16 protein-coding genes are annotated in these 18,604 nt (G+C 62.3%); 14 read left to right on the top strand and 2 right to left on the bottom strand.

The annotated features are described in order from the left end of the window. Window position 1 precedes the first annotated feature (1 nt). The 5 genes from cobN to EDE05_RS15790 are packed head-to-tail and all read left to right on the top strand — an operon-like array spanning window position 2 to window position 6,738. Window positions 2-3,292 (top strand): cobaltochelatase subunit CobN, encoded by a 3,291-nt coding sequence (gene cobN / locus EDE05_RS15810; protein WP_132411149.1) that lies wholly within the window; start codon window positions 2-4, stop codon window positions 3,290-3,292. Next, window positions 3,289-4,602, top strand: a complete 1,314-nt coding sequence (gene cobG / locus EDE05_RS15805) for a precorrin-3B synthase (protein WP_134101934.1) — start codon at window positions 3,289-3,291, stop codon at window positions 4,600-4,602. Before cobN ends, cobG begins: the two co-directional genes overlap by 4 nt. Then, entirely contained in the window at window positions 4,599-5,228 is a 630-nt protein-coding gene (locus EDE05_RS15800; protein WP_132411145.1) for a precorrin-8X methylmutase, read from the top strand. The genes cobG and EDE05_RS15800 overlap by 4 nt, the downstream gene beginning before the upstream one ends. Next, on the top strand, window positions 5,225-5,977 hold the full coding sequence (locus tag EDE05_RS15795) for a precorrin-2 C(20)-methyltransferase (RefSeq protein WP_105372109.1): 753 nt from the start codon (window positions 5,225-5,227) through the stop codon (window positions 5,975-5,977). Before EDE05_RS15800 ends, EDE05_RS15795 begins: the two co-directional genes overlap by 4 nt. After that, window positions 5,974-6,738: a precorrin-3B C(17)-methyltransferase gene (locus EDE05_RS15790; protein WP_132411143.1), complete on the top strand. Its 765-nt coding sequence runs from the start codon at window positions 5,974-5,976 to the stop codon at window positions 6,736-6,738. Before EDE05_RS15795 ends, EDE05_RS15790 begins: the two co-directional genes overlap by 4 nt. On the opposite strand, the gene EDE05_RS15785 is transcribed toward EDE05_RS15790, so the two are convergent. Continuing rightward, window positions 6,702-7,469 carry a cobalt-precorrin-6A reductase gene (locus tag EDE05_RS15785; RefSeq protein WP_132411141.1) on the bottom strand — a complete coding sequence of 256 codons (768 nt, stop codon included), beginning with the start codon at window positions 7,467-7,469 and terminating at the stop codon, window positions 6,702-6,704. The genes EDE05_RS15790 and EDE05_RS15785 overlap by 37 nt on opposite strands. Before the next feature lies 1 nt (window position 7,470). On the opposite strand from EDE05_RS15785, the gene cbiE reads away from it, so the two are divergent. From cbiE to cobM, 3 genes are read left to right on the top strand one after another with little or no spacing between them, the layout of a single operon-like run. After that, window positions 7,471-8,715 carry a precorrin-6y C5,15-methyltransferase (decarboxylating) subunit CbiE gene (cbiE, locus tag EDE05_RS15780; RefSeq protein WP_134101931.1) on the top strand — a complete coding sequence of 415 codons (1,245 nt, stop codon included), beginning with the start codon at window positions 7,471-7,473 and terminating at the stop codon, window positions 8,713-8,715. Beyond that, window positions 8,691-9,107 (top strand): cobalamin biosynthesis protein, encoded by a 417-nt coding sequence (locus EDE05_RS15775; RefSeq protein WP_132411137.1) that lies wholly within the window; start codon window positions 8,691-8,693, stop codon window positions 9,105-9,107. Before cbiE ends, EDE05_RS15775 begins: the two co-directional genes overlap by 25 nt. Continuing rightward, window positions 9,104-9,901: a precorrin-4 C(11)-methyltransferase gene (gene cobM, locus EDE05_RS15770; RefSeq protein ID WP_134101928.1), complete on the top strand. Its 798-nt coding sequence runs from the start codon at window positions 9,104-9,106 to the stop codon at window positions 9,899-9,901. Before EDE05_RS15775 ends, cobM begins: the two co-directional genes overlap by 4 nt. On the opposite strand, the gene EDE05_RS15765 is transcribed toward cobM, so the two are convergent. After that, entirely contained in the window at window positions 9,877-10,986 is a 1,110-nt protein-coding gene (locus tag EDE05_RS15765) for a cobalt-precorrin-5B (C(1))-methyltransferase (protein WP_132411133.1), read from the bottom strand. The two genes, cobM and EDE05_RS15765, sit on opposite strands and share 25 nt — an antisense overlap. Before the next feature lie 52 nt (window positions 10,987-11,038). Here EDE05_RS15765 and cobA point away from each other — a divergent pair, with 52 nt between their 5' ends. The 6 genes from cobA to EDE05_RS15735 all read left to right on the top strand — a co-directional run bounded on the left by cobA (window position 11,039) and on the right by EDE05_RS15735 (window position 18,592). After that, window positions 11,039-11,821 (top strand): uroporphyrinogen-III C-methyltransferase, encoded by a 783-nt coding sequence (gene cobA / locus EDE05_RS15760; protein WP_105372260.1) that lies wholly within the window; start codon window positions 11,039-11,041, stop codon window positions 11,819-11,821. Continuing rightward, entirely contained in the window at window positions 11,818-13,131 is a 1,314-nt protein-coding gene (locus tag EDE05_RS15755; RefSeq protein ID WP_132411131.1) for a cobyrinate a,c-diamide synthase, read from the top strand. Before cobA ends, EDE05_RS15755 begins: the two co-directional genes overlap by 4 nt. A 335-nt stretch (window positions 13,132-13,466) precedes the next feature. Then, window positions 13,467-15,056 (top strand): ABC transporter substrate-binding protein, encoded by a 1,590-nt coding sequence (locus tag EDE05_RS15750; RefSeq protein ID WP_132411129.1) that lies wholly within the window; start codon window positions 13,467-13,469, stop codon window positions 15,054-15,056. 80 nt (window positions 15,057-15,136) lie between these two features. Next, window positions 15,137-16,144 carry an ABC transporter permease gene (locus tag EDE05_RS15745; protein WP_132411127.1) on the top strand — a complete coding sequence of 336 codons (1,008 nt, stop codon included), beginning with the start codon at window positions 15,137-15,139 and terminating at the stop codon, window positions 16,142-16,144. Then, window positions 16,141-16,968 (top strand): ABC transporter permease, encoded by an 828-nt coding sequence (locus EDE05_RS15740; protein WP_132411125.1) that lies wholly within the window; start codon window positions 16,141-16,143, stop codon window positions 16,966-16,968. The genes EDE05_RS15745 and EDE05_RS15740 overlap by 4 nt, the downstream gene beginning before the upstream one ends. After that, a complete protein-coding gene (locus EDE05_RS15735; protein ID WP_132411123.1) occupies window positions 16,961-18,592 on the top strand; it encodes an ABC transporter ATP-binding protein in 1,632 nt (543 codons plus the stop codon). Before EDE05_RS15740 ends, EDE05_RS15735 begins: the two co-directional genes overlap by 8 nt. The last annotated feature ends 12 nt before the right edge of the window (window positions 18,593-18,604 follow it).

Raw genomic sequence — 18,604 nt, 5'->3', positions numbered from 1 at the left:
GATGCATATCCTCGCCACCACATCGTCGTCGCTCGACGACCTGATCGAACCGGTCGACCTTAACCAGTCGCCGGCCGATGTGGTGGTGCTGTCCTTTTCCGGGAGCGACCTGAACGGTATTGCTGCGGCTTGGCACCCAGATCAGCCGAGCTTGCGGCTGGCCAATCTTTCCGATCTTCGGCACCCGATGTCCGTCGATCTATGGATAGAGAGGACGGCGGCGCATGCCCGTCTCATTCTCGTGCGCATCCTCGGCGGCTATGACCGTTGGGCCTATGGGGTGGAAGAGCTTTCCCGGCTTGCGCGACGCGATAAGATCGCGCTGGCGTTGCTGCCGGGCGAATGCAGCATCCGCGACGACCGATTGGCCGCTGCCTCGACGGTTTCAGAAGAGACGCTTGCCGGCATCCTCGCCTGTTTTCGCGAGGGTGGGCGGGAGAACATGCGGCTTCTGGCGCGACGGTTGGCTGCGCTTGCAACCGGCGACACCGAGGCGCTGACGCAAGCGGCACCCGTGCCGAAGGCTGGATTTTACAAACCGGGGCAAGGCATCGTCGAGGCGACTGAATTGTTGACGAGCGCCGCGACGGGCTCGCCGCGCCTGCCGATCCTGTTCTACCGCTCCATGCTGCTCGCCAACGATGCGGCACCGATCGATGCACTGTTCGAAGCGCTGGCTGCACGCGGTTTCGCGCCGGTTCCGATCTTCGTCAGCGGTTTGAAGGATGCAGATGCGGTGGCTTTTGTGGAACAGGCAATAGCGGAACAAGAGCCGGCCGCGATCATCGCAACCACAGCCTTCGCCAGCAGCGCCGACGAGCAGGGCGAGACGCTGTTTGACCGTGCCGGCGTTCCAGTCTTCCAGGTCGTGATCGCCACGACCCGGCGGGAGGGCTGGGCGGAAGGCCGGCGCGGCCTGAACCCGGCGGACCTCGCGATGCATGTCGTCTTGCCTGAACTGGACGGCCGCATCCTCGCCGGGGCAATCTCCTTCAAGGCCGGCGACAATTCCGCAAATCTTGTGAACCAGCCGGAACCGGATCGGGTCGAACAGGTGGCCGATCGCATTTCCGCCTTTCTGCGCCTGAAAATGACGGCCCGGACGGAACGCAAGATCGTCATCCTGCTGCCGGACTACCCGAGCGCGCCGGGGCGAACGGGGTATGCCGTCGGCCTCGACGTGCCGCAAAGCGTGCTGTCGATGCTGCACCAGCTCTCCCTAGCCGGCTACTATGTCTCGAGCATTCCGGAGACGGCACGGGACCTGCTGAACCGGCTGGTCGGGAAATCCGGCGCCTATCGGCTTACCGCCTACCGCTCGCCAACCGCCTCCGAAGCCGCCTGGGGTTTGCCTGAAACGGATGAGGATGTGGAAGACGGGGCCTACCGCTTCCGCGCCGCGCATTTCGGCAACATCACCGTGGCACTCGCGCCGGACCGCGGGCGCAATAAAGATCGCCGCGCCGATTATCACGACCCCGAGCTTCCGCCTCGCCACGCGTTGATCGCCTTCGGCCAGTGGATGCGGGACGAGATCGGCGCTCACGCGGTCGTCCATGTCGGCGCGCATGGCACACTTGAATGGCTGCCCGGCAAAACGGTGGCATTGTCGAAAGATTGTTTTCCCGAACTTGTGACCGGCAGCCTGCCGATCATCTATCCTTTCATCGTTTCCAATCCTGGCGAGGCGGCAGTGGCCAAACGGCGGATTTCCGCGGTCACCGTCGGTCATCTGCCCCCGGTGCTGACCGGCGCCGGGCTTTCCGACGAGCAGAAGAAGCTCGAACTGCTCGTCGACGAATATGCGCAGGCGGACGGTTTGGACCGGCGGCGTCGCGACCGGCTGGCAAAGCTGATCGTCGAGACCGCCCGCGAGACGGGATTGGCTTCGGAGGCTGGCGTTTCCCGCGACGACGATCCCGACACTGCCCTTACCCGGATCGATGCTTTTCTTTGCGATCTCAAGGATTTTGCGATCAAGGATGGACAGCACGTGTTCGGGCAGGTCGCACCTGGCGATGACGATCTGTTGCGGATACGGAGCGCCGCGGCCGAACGCCAGGCCTTGCTCGATGCGCTGGACGGAACACACATCCGCCCCGGCCCATCCGGCGCCCCGGCGCGCGGCCGCCTTGATGTGATGCCGACCGGGCGCAACCTTTTCGCCAGCGATCCCCGCACGCTACCCACACCGACCGCCTTCGAGCTTGGCAAACGCGCCGCCGAAGAAATCCTGAGACGCTATCTTCAGGATCATGGCGATTGGCCGAAAAGCCTCGTCTTCGATCTCTGGGGCAGCGCATCGCTCAGAAGCGGCGGCGAGGAAGTGGCACAGGTGCTCGCCCTGATGGGCGCAAAGCCGGTGCAGGACACAGCGACCGGCCGCGTAACCGGCATCGAAGTTTTGCCGCCGGCGATACTCGGTCGCCCGCGCATCGACGTGACGCTCAGGATTTCCGGGCTCTTTCGTGACATGTTCCCGGCGCTGATCGCTTTGCTCGACGCCGCCATGCGGGCAATCGCCGCACGTGAAGAAGCGCCCGGCGACAATCCGCTCGCCGAAGAGGCCCGGAAACTTGGCCGGGTGCCGCCGCGCATATTCGGTTCGGCGCCCGGCACTTATGGTTCCGGCATCGAGGAAAAGCTTGCCGACGGCGCCTGGGCTGAACGCGAGGAGCTTGGACGCATCTATCTCGATGCCACCAGCCACGCTTTCGGCGGCGCCGAAGGTGATGCATTTCAGATGCCTGGAAAGTTTGCCGAACAATTGGGATCGGCGGACCTCCTCGTTCACACCGGCGACGATCCTGGCCGCGACCTGCTTGACGGTTCCGCCGATGTCGCCTTCATCGGCGGCTTCTCCGCGGCGGTCGCCGCGCTCGGCGGCAAGGCGGACATTATAGCCCTCGACACGACGGACCCGCAGAAGCCGAAAGCCCGTTCGATTTCCGAAGCCGTGACCCGCGTGGTCCGTGCCCGCGCCGTCAACCCGCGGTTCATCGCCGGCCAGATGCGGCACGGCCCCCGGGGCGCGGCCGAATTGGTGGAGACTGTGGACCGGCTGATTGGTTTTGCGGAAACGACCCATGCCATCCCGCAGTCGCTGATAGAAGCAACTTATGACGCCTATATCGGGGATAAAAAGGTTCGTGATTTCCTGATCAGCCAAAACCCGGAGGGCTTGCGCCACATGGGCGAGCGGTTTCGCTCTGCGCTTCGCCGGGGCCTTTGGCATCCGCGCCGCAACGCCGTGGACGCGGAGCTCGAAATGCTCGCAAGGGAGGTGGCATGACAGCTCCCTCGCTCCACCCCACGACTTTGCACATGCGGCGCGGTGCCTGCCCTGCGCTTTCCGCGCCGATGATGACCGGCGACGGTTTGCTGGCCCGTGTAGCGCTGACCGATGCGATATCGCCTCTGCAACTGGTCGATCTCTGCCGGCTTGCCCGCATTCATGGCAACGGCATTCTGGATATTTCCGCCCGCGGTAACTTGCAAATCCGGGGGCTGAGTGAGGCATCCGCACCTTTGCTCGACGCAGACGTGCGGGCCTTGAACCTGCCGCTGCGCGAGGGACTGGCGGTGGAGACTCCGCCTCTTGCCGGCCTGGACGACACCGAGATCGCCGATCCGCGCCCGATTGCGGATGCTATTCGGCTAGGTGCACGCGATATCGCAGGACTGGCGCCCAAAATGTCGGTCGTTGTGGATGGGCACGGCCAGCTGCGGCTTTCCCATCTTCTGGCCGATATCCGCCTGGTGGCGGTGAAGATGGGCGATGATATCAGCTGGAAGCTCCTCCTCGGTGGTTCGGAAGCATCCGCTGGCGTCTTGGCCACGCTCGACGAAGCCGAGGCTGTTTCAGCGGCGCTCGATCTGCTTGGAAAACTTGCTTCCATGGGGAACGGAGCCAGAGGGCGAGATTTGGCGGCGAACCTCCTGCGGGACAACGGCGAGCTCCCGACCACCTCTCCATTCGACCTGTTTGTGCTGGCCGACAGCCTCCATGCTGTGGGGATCGGACCTGCCTTTGCCCAATCGAAAGCCGAGGATGTCATTGCGCTTTGTGTAGAAGCCGAGCGGCTCGGGGTCCGATTCCTGAAGCCGGCTCTGGATCATTCCCTGCTGTTTTTCGGCCAGCGCCCGGCATGCGAAGCCCTCGCAGTATTCGCTGCCGAAAACGGCTTCATCACGTCGGCGGCCGATCCGCGCGCTCACATAGCCGCCTGCCCCGGCAGTCCCGCCTGCCGGTCGGCTAGTATCGCCACTCGCGATGTGGCTGAAGAAACGGCACGTGGCTGCTCCGACCTGCTGGATGGATCATTCAAGCTGCACATCTCGGGTTGCCCGAAAGGCTGCGCCCACCCGGAACCGGCGGCGCTTGCCCTTTGCGGCACCTTTGCAGGCCTTTCATTGATCGCCCAAGGCAAAGCAACCGATTTGCCCGTTGCCGACATCACAATTGCCGATACCAAAGCCACGCTTCGCCGCCTTGCCGATCTCGTCAGATCGGAAAAGCGTGCCGGGGAAAATTCCGCCGCTTGCCTAGCCCGGCTCGGGGCCGATCGGCTCGCCGCAGCTGCCATATCAGGACGACCATGAACAGTTACGATTACATCCGCGAAGGCGACGCCATCTATGAAAAGTCCTTTGCGATCATCCGCGAAGAGGCCGACCTTTCGTCGTTTTCCCCCGATCAGGCAGAGATTGCGGTGCGCATGATCCACGCCTGCGGGCTGGTGGAGGCGGCCGGTCATTTCCGCTTTTCAAAGGACTTCGTCACCCGGGCGCGTGGGGCGCTGCACGCGGGCAAGCCGATTTACTGTGATGCGGAAATGGTGGCGCACGGCATCACCCGAGCCCGTCTGCCCGCGCATAATGAGGTGATCTGCACGCTCCGCGACAGCCGGACGATCGAGCTGGCGAAAACGATCAGCAATACCCGGTCTGCCGCGGCCCTCGATTTATGGGACGAGATGGATGGCGCATTGGTGGCGATCGGCAATGCGCCGACCGCGCTTTTCCGCCTCCTCGAAATGCTGGATGCCGGTGCGCCGCGCCCGGCTGCGATCATCGGCATGCCTGTCGGTTTCGTGGGCGCCGCCGAATCCAAGGAAGCGTTGATGGAATCGACGCTCGGCATTCCTTTTGCTGTGGTGCGGGGCCGCATGGGCGGCTCGGCAATGACGGCGGCCTGCGTCAACGCTCTCGCGAGGGCAGGGCTTTGAACGCGGCGATCCTCAAGGGCAGACTGACCGGCGTCGGCACCGGGCCAGGCGATCCGGAACTCCTGACGCTGAAAGCGGTCCGCGCCATCAACGAGGCAGATGTAATTGCCTTCTTTTGCAAAAAGGGCAGCACAGGCAACGGTCGTGCCATCGTTGAGGCCCATATCCGCTCCGGTACATTGGAGCTGCCGCTGGTTTACCCGGTCACAGTGGAAACGAACAAGGACGAGGCGGACTACCGCGGCCCCATCGCAGATTTCTTCGATCGCTCGGCGGAAGAGATCGCCGCGCATCTCGACGCTGGCAAGAACGTCGCCGTGCTGAGCGAAGGGGATCCGCTATTTTACGGTTCCTACATGCACCTGCATGTGCGGCTCAGCGGCCGATATCAGGCGGAGGTGATCGCCGGCGTCACGGCCATGTCCGGCTGCTGGTCGATGACTGGCCTGCCGCTTGTCCAGGGCGATGACATTTTGAGTGTGCTGCCCGGCACATTGCCGGAAGACAAACTGGTTGAGAGACTGAAGGACACGGACGGCGCGGTGATCATGAAGGTCGGGCGCAACCTTCCGAAGATCCGCCGGGCGCTGGCATCGGTCGGCAAGCTGTCAGGCGCGCTTTACGTCGAGCGCGGCACCATGTCGAACGGCGCGGCTCAGAAACTTGAAGATCGCGACCAGAGCCCTGCCCCCTATTTTTCCATCGTCCTCGTACCCGGCTGGAAGACGCGACCGGGAGCGGACCGATGAGCGGAAGATTAACCGTCGTGGGCCTCGGCCCCGGAAATCCAGATCAGGTGACACCGGAGGCGCTTGCGGCCGTTGCGGATGCGGAGGATTTTTTCGGATATTTTCCCTATATCGATCGCCTCGACCTTCGGGCCGATCAACGACGGCACGCATCCGACAACCGGGAAGAACTTGCCCGTGCGCGCGCCGCCCTCGAAATGGCGGCGAAAGGCGGCAAGGTCTGCGTCGTTTCCGGCGGCGACCCGGGTGTTTTTGCCATGGCGGCCGCAGTCTGTGAGGCGATCGACGAAGGACCAGCCGAATGGCGCGACATCGATTTTTCGGTGGTGCCCGGCATAACCGCCATGCTGGCGGTCGCCGCCAAGGCCGGGGCACCGCTCGGTCACGATTTCTGCGCCATCTCGCTTTCCAATAACCTGAAGCCCTGGGATGTGATCGAAAAGCGCCTGATCGCAGCAGCGGAAGCGGGCTTCGTCATGGCCTTCTATAACCCCGTCAGCAAGGCACGGCCGCACCAACTCGGAGACGCATTTGCGCTTCTTCGCCGCCATTTGCCCGGCGAAGTGTCGGTTATTTTCGGACGCGCCGCCGGTCGCCCGGACGAAGCAATCCGGATCGTTCCCCTGTCGCAGGCCGAAAGCGGAATGGCCGACATGGCCACCTGCGTGATCGTCGGGACCGCAGAAACGAAGTTGATTGAACGGGACGGGCGGCGCCCGCTCGTCTACTCGCCCCGTTTTTTCAAAGGTGCCGGGGCATGATCGAGCCAGGCAAGCATATCCTCGATCGTCTCGACGGACGGCACGTCCGGCAGGACCGGGCGGCGGACCATGATCACCTCGATACCGAGTTTTCTGGCGGCTGCGATCTTGCCGTAGCTCGACGGTCCGCCGCTGTTCTTTGCGACAATCATCTCGATCCCGTGCTCTGCAAGCAGCAGCGCCTCGTCGGCCTCCGCAAAAGGACCGCGCGACGTGAGGTAAATCGCATGGGGCACATCGAGCGGCGGCTCCACCGGATCGACGCTGCGGATCAGATAGTGGTGCTGCGGCGCGGTTTCGAATGGCGACAATTCCTGTCGGCCGAGAGTGAGGAACACCTTGCGGGACGTCTCACCCAACGCCCCGACGGCGCCTGTGATGCTGTCGACCTCGATCCAGCGGTCACCGGCATCTCGCGTCCAGGCAGGCCGCCGCAGCGCGATGAGCGGTATATTCGCAAACCGGGCGGCCTCGGCCGCATTTCGCGAAATTTGCGCGGCGTAGGGATGGGTGGCGTCGATGAGGATGGTGACGCCGTTTTCCCGGATGAAGGCGGCCAGGCCCTCGGCCCCGCCGAAACCGCCCACTCGAACGGGAACGGGCTGCTCGGCCGGTGCGCGCGTGCGGCCGGCAAGCGACAACGTCGTGATGAAGCGCGTATCGCCGGCAAGCCTCTCGGCCAGTTTTCTGGCCTCCGCCGTGCCGCCGAGAATGAGGATGGAGTGTAACAAGATGCCTCCTGAATCAGCAGAAAGAGCTTTAAACCAAAGCCGCTGGCTGTCCATCGTCGGCATCGGCGAAGAAGGCTTGAAAGGTCTCGGCGAAGACGCCCGCGCCGCGGTTTCTTCCGCGTCCGTCGTTTTCGGCGGAAGGCGGCATCTGGAATTGGCAGCCGCCGCGATATCAGGCGAGGCACGCCCATGGCCTACCCCTTTTGATGCCGCCATGCTCGACGTTGTGACGCTTCGGGGCCAAAAAGTCTGTGTTCTTTCCTCTGGCGATCCCTTCCTCTTCGGCGTCGGCGCCACCCTGTCGCGTCATGTTCCGGCAGAGGAGTTTGTGACTTACCCGGCGCCTTCGGCGTTTTCTCTCGTAGCCTCTCGGCTTGGCTGGCCGCTGCAGGAGATCGAAACAGTATCCCTGCACGGACGCCCGCTCGATCTTATCCGGCCGCTTCTGCATCCCGGCCGGCGAATTATTGCGCTGACATCGGACGAGAAGGGACCGGCAGAGCTGGCCGCACTGCTGACGAAGGCCGGTTTCGGTCGCTCCCGGATGACGGTCCTTGAAGCGCTCGGTGGGGAGACGGAGCGTGTTCGATCGGCCCGCGCAAATGAATTTGCATGGCAGGATATCAACGTTCTCAATGTCGTAGCAGTGGAGGTAGCGGCCGAAGCTGACGCCCGTATCCTGCCGCGCGCCTTTGGCCTGGACGATGCTCTGTTTGAGCATGACGGGCAGATCACCAAGCGCGAGGTCCGGGCCCTGACGCTTTCGGCACTGGCGCCACGACGCGGCGAACTTTTATGGGACATCGGCGCCGGCTCAGGCTCGATCAGCATTGAATGGATGCTGGCCGATCCTTCGATGAGGGCAATCGCGATCGAGGCAAATGCGGAGCGAGCGGCACGGGCCGAAAGGAACGCATCCGCCTTCGGCGTACCCGGCTTGCACGTTGTTGAAAGGAAAGCGCCGGATGCCCTGAACGGCCTGCCTGCGCCCGATGCAGTCTTTATCGGCGGTGGCGGCAGTGAATCCGGCGTGCTCGACGCGGCTATCGGGTCCCTGAAGCCGGGAGGGCGGCTCGTCGCCAATGCAGTGACGCTTGAAATGGAAACCGTGCTTCTCGGCATCCACGCGCGCCTTGGCGGCAATCTTATTCGGATTGACGTTTCACGAGTGGCTCCGATCGGGGCGATGCACGGGTGGAAACCGGCGATGCCGGTGACGCAATGGACATGGATAAAGCAGGGGTAAGAGCGATGATCGTAGCGGGATTGGGTTGCCGTAAAGGTAGCACCGCGGAGGAAATCCTGTCGGCGCTTGACGCCGCCTGCGCAGCGGCGCGGATTTCACGGGAATCTGTGGCCGCATTGGCGACCGGCGAGATCAAGCGGGAGGAGCCCGGCATCCTCGAGCTTGCGGAGACATTGCGCTTGCCGTTGCATATCGTGGACGACGACGCACTGCTGCAGGCCGAACCACGCACCCGAACGGTATCCCGCCATAGCTTAGCAAAGACGCTTGCCTCCAGCCTCTCCGAAGCGGCCGCCCTGGCCGTCGCCGGGGATCGATCGGAGATCCTCGTCCCGCGGCTGATCGCCAATGGCGCTACCTGTGCGCTGGCGGCAACGAAGGAAAAGGCATGACGGTACATTTCATCGGCGCCGGACCAGGTGCCGCGGACCTCATTACCGTACGCGGCCGCGATATCCTGGCGCGATCACCCGTGTGTCTGTATGCCGGTTCCATAATGCCGAAGGAACTGCTGGACTATTGCCCGAAGGAGGCGCGGGTAGTCGATACGGGTTCGCTTTCGCTGGATGAGATAGAAGCGGAATATGTCGCCGCCCATAAGGCGGGCAAGGACGTGGCACGGCTGCATTCCGGCGATCTTTCAGTCTGGAGCGCAGTTGCCGAACAGATCCGCCGTCTGGAAAAACACGGCATAGACTACACGCTAACCCCGGGTGTGCCATCCTTCGCGGCAGCAGCAGCAGCGCTCAAGCGCGAGCTGACGATCCCGGAGGTCGCGCAGAGCCTTGTGCTGACCCGGGTCTCTGGCCGTGCCTCGAAAATGCCCGCAGGCGAGACATTGGCAGCGTTTGGCGCCACCGGTGCAACGCTGGCTATCCATCTCGCCGTCCATGCCCTAGACAGGGTCGTCACGGAGCTGACGCCTCTCTATGGGCCGGAGTGCCCGGTGGCGGTCGTTGTGCGCGCCTCCTGGCCCGAAGAACGCATCATTCGGGGGACGCTTGCCGACATCGAGGCCAAGCTCGCCGCCGAACCTGCAGAACGCACGGCCTTGATCTTTATCGGCAAGGCATTGGGAGCGACCGAATTCGCCGAAAGCCGACTTTACAATGCAGACTATGTTCGTCGCTTTCGGCCTGGCTGGCTCGAGTCGGGCAATGATCAGACGGGCAAGGGTTCCGAATGATCGGACGGTGTAAACTGGGTCTGGCCGACCAGCTGGCCCTCCCGATCGAAGACCAGGATTTCCAGCGCGATTTCGGGACTGTGGAGGACTTTGGCGGCGGTATTCCAGGCAAGTGCCGCGATGCGGTTTCCCAGAGGAAGACCGCTTTCCGTGGCAATCGAAAAAGCATGCGCAACGATATTGGCCGAAGCAAGACGGGCGACGACCTCGGCATCTGCTCCAGCATCGGCAGCGACTTTCGCCAAGGCTTCGAGATCGGCGAGGCCGCGTTTCGAATGCACGTCGAGCATGCCTTGGGCGAGCTTTGTCATCTTGGCGACGCCGCCGGCAATGGTGACCTTCGGCACCGGGTGGTCACGCAGATATTTGAGCATTCCGCCGACAAAATCGCCCATGTCGATCAGTGCAATCTCCGGCAGGCCGTGATGGGCCTGAACGGCCCTTTCGGACGTATTGCCGGTCGCGCCGGCCACATGATCGAGACCGGCCGCTCGCGCCACATCGATGCCGCGCCAGATGGAATGGATCCAGGACGAACAGGAAAAGGGAATGACGATCCCGGTTGTACCGAGGATCGAGATGCCGCCCATGATGCCGAGCCGGCCGTTCAGCGTCTTTTCGGCGATCTTCTCGCCATCCGCACAGGAAATCTCGACCTCGAAATCCACCTCGTCACCCGCCACCTCGGAAATCGCCTGCGTGATCATCTTGCGCGGCACGGGATTGATGGACGGCTCACCCGGCGGCAGCGGCAGGCCGGGACGCGTCACCGTTCCCACACCCCGGCCGGCCCTGAAGATGATGCCACTGCCGGGAGCGCCACGGCGCACGGTGCTCATGATCAGGGCACCGTGGGTGACGTCCGGATCGTCGCCCGCATCTTTGATGATGCCAGCTTTGGCGAACCCCTCTCCCCGCTCTTCCATTGCCAGCGTGAAGCTCGGGCGTTGACCGCCAGGCAGCGTCACTTCCACTATGTCCGGAAATCTGCCGGAAAGAAGGGCAAGGCAGGCAGCCTTGCTCGCCGCCGCCGCACAGGTTCCCGTGGTCCAGCCACGGCGCAGGTTCTTGCCATCCTCTTCCATGCCGTTTCTATATATCGACCGGTGTCATGCGTCACCGGCCAAAGGTCTGCCTATGAATGAAAGTATCGAGAAGATTGTCGCAGCTCCGGACTTCGAACCAGGCCATGTCTGGCTGGCTGGCGCAGGCCCGGGCCATCCCCGCTATTTGACGCTGGAAGTGGCGGACGCGCTCTCCAAGGCAGACTGCATCGTCTACGATGCGCTCGTTTCGCAAGATGTGCTTGCGCTTGGCAGGCAGGCGGAATTGCTTTTCGCCGGCAAACGCGGCGGCAAACCGTCCGCAACGCAGGAGAACATAACCTCCTCCCTGATCGAACTGGCGCAGGCAGGCAAGCGCGTTCTGAGGCTGAAGGGCGGAGACCCGTTTATTTTCGGCCGCGGCGGTGAGGAAGCCGAAGCGCTCGTCAAGGCAGGTATTCCCTTCCGAGTGCTTCCCGGCATGACATCCGCACTGGCGGCCCTCGCATCGGCGCGGATCCCCGCCACCATGCGGGGGATCAGCCGATCTATCACCCTTGCGACGGGCCACGCGGCAGGCACGGAAGATGATCTGGATTGGGTCGCGCTCGCCCGATTGGGCGAACCGATTGTCATCTATATGGGATTGAAGATGATCGGTGATATCACGCGTCTGCTGATGGAGGGTGGTCTTTCGCCCGATACGCCGGCGGCGGTGGTGATGTCGGCCACCACGACCGAAGAGAAAACGCTGGTCGCGACGCTCGGCACCGTGGAAGAAGAGGTTCTGCGACAGAATTTTTCGGCCCCCGCGCTGATTGTCATCGGCGGCATCGTGTCCATGCGGGAAATCCTGACGCCGGGGAACACGCGATGACGGCCCGTGCACTTATCATCGGTGCGCCGCGCTCCGGTTCCGGCAAAACAAGCGTCACGATCGGCCTGTTGCGGGCTTTTGCCCGGCGGGGCGTAAAGGTGCGCGGCATCAAGACGGGACCCGACTACATCGATCCCGGTTTTCATGAGGCCGCGACCCATCTGCCCGGCCTTAACCTCGACAGCTGGGCGATGGCGCCGGACCTCTTGCGGCATCTGGCGCGAAAACAAGCCGAGGACGCGGAACTCATTCTGATCGAAAGCGCTATGGGCCTGTTCGACGGCATCGTCGGCGAGCCGAACCGCTCGGGTGCGGCTTCCGATCTCGCCCGGCTCTTCGGGCTGCCGACCCTGCTGGTCCTCGATGTGTCTGGCCAATCGCAGACCGCTGCCGTCATCGCCTATGGATTCGCCCATTACGATCCCGAAGTCCGGATCGCAGCCTGCATCCTGAACCGCGCCGGCAGCGAGCGCCACAAGAAACTGAGCGGCGAGGCAATCGAGGCGATCGGGCTGCCGGTCGTTGGGACCATCCTGCGCGACCCGACGCTGATCCTGCCCGAGCGGCATCTTGGGCTGGTTCAGGCGAACGAACATCCGGAAATGGATGCGCATATCGAACGCCTGGCCGATGCCATGGAAGCGTCTCTCGATCTCGACGCCATCTTCGCTGCGGCCAAGCCTTTCGACATACCGCCTGGAGCGCCGGAAAAGGCTTTGCCTCCTCCGGGTCATCGCATCGCACTGGCGCAGGATGCGGCCTTCACCTTTCTTTACCCGCACCTCCTGCACGGCTGGCGCGAGGCCGGAGCGGAACTCGTTCCCTTCTCGCCACTTGCCGACCAGGCGCCTTCCTCGGACTGCGATATATGCTGGTTGCCGGGAGGTTATCCGGAACTGCATGCCGGAAAACTGGCCGCCGCCGGCCATTTCAAGGCCGGGCTCACACGGTTTGCCGAGACGAAGCCCGTTCACGGCGAGTGCGGCGGCTATATGGTGCTCGGCGAAACGCTGGAGGATGCCGACGGCGTGACCCATGCCATGACCGGACTTCTATCGCATCGCACCAGCTTTGCGAGACGCAAGATGAACCTCGGCTACCGGCAAGCAAAACTCTGTGCCGACAGTCCTATCGGTCGGGCCGGCGAAACGGCCCGCGGCCATGAGTTCCACTATGCGAGCGTCGTTTCGCCGGGAACCGATAAGCCGCTTGCGATGATCGCCGATGGGACAGGCAAGGAAATCGGGCCATCGGGCGGGCGCCGCGGCCTCGTCAGCGGCACATTCTTCCACGCCATAGCGCGCGGCTGAGCACTCCTAACGGAGTGCAAACAAACGCAGGTTGCGGCATTTCTGGAATTGCGGCGCAAACCGTCGCATCGGTGGCACTTTATGTCGCATGGAATGCAGCGCATCATAACGATCCGAACCTTAATCCATGGAAAGACTTTGCCAGCGGACCAAAAGGGATCCGACGCGGTCGAACGGCAGACATCGGCCGCTATCGCGCTTAATCATTAGGATGGAAAGACCGGCGGCAACCGGAGCATTTCCCAGAATCGATGACGGGCAGATCCGAGCGGAAGAGGAAACCGCAGGATGAGCCTGAAGAAGGCATTTTCAACTCAACGATAAGGAACAGGGGAATGAGCGACTTTACCAAATATCTCGCCGGTCGCGTGACGGCAGGGGGCATGAACCGCCGCGAATTCATGGGCCGCGCCATGGCGGCCGGGCTGACGCTCACGGCGGCAAGCCAGCTCTTTGCTACAAGTGCCGAAGCTCAGACACCGAAAAAGGGCGGACATCTCAAACTTGGCTTGGAAGGTGCTGCGGCGACCGATTCCAAGGATCCCGCCAAGGCGCTTTCCCAGTTTATGTTCGTCGTCGGCCGCTGCTGGGGCGACATGCTGGTGGAATCCGAACCCCTGACCGGCAAACCTGTTGCTGCACTGGCCGAAAGCTGGGAACCCTCCCCCGACGCCGTCACCTGGACCTTCAAGATCCGCTCCGGTGTGAAGTTCCACAACGGCAAGACCCTGACAGTCGACGACGTCATTGCCACCCTCAAGCGGCATACGGACGAGAAGGCGGAATCCGGTGCGCTGGGCGTGATGAAATCCATCAAGGATATCAAGGCCGACGGCGGCAATCTCGTCCTCACGCTGACAGAAGGCAATGCCGACCTCCCGCTGCTGCTGACCGACTATCACCTGATCATTCAGCCGAACGGCGGCACCGACGATCCGAACGCCATGATCGGCACCGGGCCTTACAAGGTAGCGAGTTTTGAGCCGGGGGTTCGGGCCACCTTCGAAAAGAACAAGGACGACTGGCGCTCCGATCGCGGCTTTGTCGATTCCGTCGAAATCATTGCGATGAACGACGCCACGGCCCGTATCGCCGCGCTCTCTTCTGGACAGGTTCATTACATCAACCGCGTCGACCCGAAGACCGTAGCGCTCTTGAAGCGCGCTCCTACGGTAGAGGTTCTTTCCACATCCGGCCGCGGCCATTACGTCTTCATCATGCATTGCGACAAGGCGCCGTTTGACAACAACGATCTGCGGCTTGCGCTGAAATACGCCATGGACCGCGAAGGCATGGTCAAGACCGTCCTCGGTGGCTACGGCAAGGTCGGCAACGATTTTCCGATCAACAGCACCTATGCCCTTTTCCCGGAGGGAATCGAACAACGCGCCTATGACCCCGACAAGGCGGCGTTTCACTACAAGAAGTCCGGGCACAGCGGCTCTGTTCTGCTGCGTACGTCGGAGGTTGCCTTCCCGGGAGCCGTCGACGCCGCGGTGCTCTATCAGCAGAGCGCCAAGAAGGCCGGCATCAATGTCGAGGTGAAGCGCGAACCCGGCGACGGTTACTGGACGAATGTCTGGAACGTCCAGCCCTTCTCCACCTCCTATTGGGGCGGACGTCCGACCCAGGACCAGATGTATTCCACGGCCTATCTTTCCACCGCCGACTGGAATGACACGAAATTCAAGCGTCCGGAATTCGACAAGCTCCTTCTCGAGGCCCGCTCCGAGTTGGACGAAACGAAGCGCAAGGACATGTACCGCACCATGGCAATGACGGTGCGCGACGAGGGTGGCCTCATCCTGCCGATGTTCAACGACTTCGTGAACGCCGCCAGCAAGAAGGTGAAGGGCTACGTTCACGACATCGGCAACGACATGTCGAACGGCTATGTCGCGACCCGCGTCTGGCTGGACGCCTAGTTCTTCAAGACGGAATGCCGATTGACGGATCGCGGGCGCCTCGCGATCCTCCTTCCGTTTCAGAACGAGGCCTTCTGCCGATGTCCAATCCTACCGAAACAGAGAGCCTGCCCAGACAGCGTTTTCAAGAACGGTTTCCCCTTCTTGCTCTTGTCATCGAGCGCATACTGCTCTCTCTCCTGCTTCTCGTCGCCGTTTCGATGCTGATCTTCGGCGGCGTCGAAGCTTTGCCTGGCGATTTCGCCACGACCTATCTTGGGCAGTCGGCTACGCCGCAGGCGGTTGCAAACATCCGCGCCGAACTCGGTCTCGATCGCCCCGTCGTCACCCGCTATTTCGAATGGCTGGCCGGAGCGGTTCAAGGTGATTTCGGCACCTCTTGGGCGAGCAGGAATTCCGTCTCCGAACAAGTCGGCAATCGCCTCGGCAATTCATTGTTCCTTGCCGGCTTTGCAGCGGTAATCTCCGTGCCGCTCGCCGTCGGGCTCGGCATGTTGTCCGTGCACTTCCGCAACCGTATGCCGGACAAGATCATCAATGTCATATCCCTTGCGGCGATCTCGCTACCGGAATTCTTTATCGGCTACCTGCTGATCCTCTATTTCGCTGTCAATTTCGGTATCGCGACCTTTCCCGCCACCGTCTACGAGGGCATGGGCTTCATCGAGCGGCTCAAGGCGATCGCCCTACCGACTGCAACGCTGGTGCTGGTCGTTCTCGCCCACATGATGCGGATGACCCGCGCCGCAATTCTGTCGGTCATGTCCTCCGCCTATATGGAGACTGCGGAACTCAAAGGTCTTTCCGCTTTCCGGGCCATCGTCAAACATGCCGCCCCCAATGCTCTCGCACCGATTATCAACGTCGTGGCGCTCAACCTCGCCTACCTCGTCGTCGGCGTCGTCGTGGTGGAAGTGGTCTTCGTCTATCCAGGGATGGGCCAGTACATGGTCGACGCGGTGACGGTGCGCGACATACCGGTCGTCCAGGCTTGCGGGTTGATTTTCGCCGCCGTCTACATCTTCCTGAACATGCTGGCCGATATTCTTGCAATCATCGCCAATCCCCGTCTGAGGCATCCGCGATGAGATTGAGAGAAATCCCTATCACCGCCTGGGTCGGTATCATCGGCATCGCGCTCGCCTGTTTCTGCGCCGCCTTTGCACCGTTGATCGCTCCCTATGGGGAGACCGAGGTGGTCGGTGGCGTCTGGCAGGAGGCGGACGCCCAATTCTTCTTCGGCCTCGACAATCTCGGACGCGACATCCTCTCGCGACTGATCTACGGCGCCCGCACCACCCTTTCGGTTGCTCTCGCCGCGACGGTCATTTCTTTCTCGCTCGGAATTCTGCTAAGCTTCATCGCCGCCGTCTCGGGCGGGTTGATCGATACGGTCTTTTCCCGCTTCAACGACCTGATGATGTCGATCCCGACATTGATCTTCGCGCTGGTCGTGCTCGCCGTCCTGCCGCAGCATCTGATCGTGTTGATCCTCGTGATGGCGGTGCTCGATTCGACCCGCGTCTATCGACTCGGCCGTGCCGTGGCGCTCGACGTAGCAGTGATGGAGTTCGTGGAAGCAGCAAGACTGCGTGGCGAGGGCACCACCTGGATCATTTTCCGGGAAATCCTGCCCAATACGCTTTCTCCGCTGCTCGCTGAATTCGGTCTGCGCTTCGCCTTCTCCATTCTCTTCCTCTCCACGCTCTCCTTCCTCGGGCTCGGCATCCAGCCTCCCGCGGCGGACTGGGGCGGCATGGTAAAGGACAATAAGGACGGCATCATCTTCGGCATTTCGGCGGCTCTGGTGCCCGGGACGGCAATCGCCGCGCTCGCCATCTGCGTCAATCTCGTGGTCGACTGGCTGCTCAAACGAACTTCCAGCCTCAAGGGAGGCCGCGGCGATGCCTGAACTTCTGTCCGTCCGCAATCTCAAGATCGAGGCGACCAGCTATCCGCCCGGCGAGCCGCCCAAGCGCATCACCATCGTCGACGGGGTGTCCTTCGACCTCCAGAAAGGCAAGGTACTCGGCCTGATCGGCGAATCCGGGGCCGGCAAATCGACCATCGGCCTTTCCGCCCTCGCCTATGGCCGCGGCGGCGCCGAGATCACCGGCGGCGAAGTTTCGCTGAACGGAACGAACATCCTGGCATTAGGCAAGGCCGGCATTCGCAAGGTACGCGGCGCTCAGGTCTGTTATGTGGCCCAATCGGCCGCGGCAGCCTTCAACCCGGCACATCGCCTTGGCGATCAGGTGATCGAGGCGTCGGTCAAGCACGGACTGATGAGCAAGGACGAGGCCCGCAAGCGAGCCCTCTATCTCTTCCGCGTCCTCGGCCTGCCGCACCCGGAGACTTTTGGAGACCGTTTTCCGCATCAGGTTTCAGGCGGGCAGCTTCAGCGCGCCATGACGGCGATGGCGCTCTGCCCGAACCCGGAATTGATCGTGTTCGACGAACCGACGACCGCGCTCGACGTGACAACCCAGATCGACGTCCTGGCGGCAATCAAACATGCGATCGAGGAGACAAATACCGCCGCGCTTTACATCACCCATGATCTCGCCGTCGTGGCCCAGATTTCCGACGACATCATGGTACTTCGATATGGGAAGACGGTCGAATACGGTTCGGTGCAGCAGATCATCGAAGCACCGACACAGGATTATACCCGTGCGCTGGTGAACGTTCGCCAGACGGCGCGGCAAGAGGCGCCCGACCAGAGCCAGGCGCTGCTGAGGGTTGATAACGTCAGCGCCCAATATTCGAACGGCTTCAAGGTGCTGCACGGGGTGTCGCTGCATCTCTGCAAAGGTCAGACGCTGGCGATCGTCGGCGAATCCGGCTCCGGAAAGTCGACGCTGGCGCGCGTCATCACCGGCCTCCTGCCGCCAAGCGACGGAAGGATCACTTTCGAAGACAAGCCGCTGACGCCTGCACTCAAAAGCCGGTCACGCGATGAACTTCGCCGCATCCAGCTTATCTATCAGATGGCCGACACGGCGATGAACCCGCGCCAGACAGTGCGCGATATCATCGGTCGGCCGCTGACCTTTTACTATGGTCTGCGCGGTGCGGCAAAGACGGCGCGCGTCAAGGAACTGCTCGAGCAAATCGAGATGAGCAACGGCTTCATCGACCGTTATCCGGCAGAACTTTCAGGCGGTCAGAAGCAGCGTGTGGCGATCGCTCGGGCGCTCGCCGCAAAGCCGGAACTCATTCTCTGTGACGAGCCGACTTCCGCGCTCGATCCGTTGGTTGCAGAGGGTATCCTGAAACTGCTGATGAAGCTGCAGACGGAATCTCAGCTTTCCTATATCTTCATCACCCACGACATTGCGATCGTGAGGGCCATCGCCGATTCAGTTGCCGTCATGCATCGCGGCCGACTGGTGCGCTTCGGGCCCAAATCTCGAGCGCTTTCGCCGCCATTCGACGACTATACCGACCTGCTGCTGAAATCCGTCCCGGAGATGGAGATCGGTTGGCTTGAGCGGGTTCTGAGCACAAGACGCATGGCGAGCGCCGGAAACTGACTGTCTTTTTTG

The organism is Neorhizobium sp. R1-B (assembly GCF_004368875.1).
GTDB classification, from domain to species: domain Bacteria; phylum Pseudomonadota; class Alphaproteobacteria; order Rhizobiales; family Rhizobiaceae; genus Neorhizobium; species Neorhizobium huautlense.
Note: the sequence above shows the minus strand (reverse complement) of the source record. Positions and strands in the feature narration are given on the sequence as shown.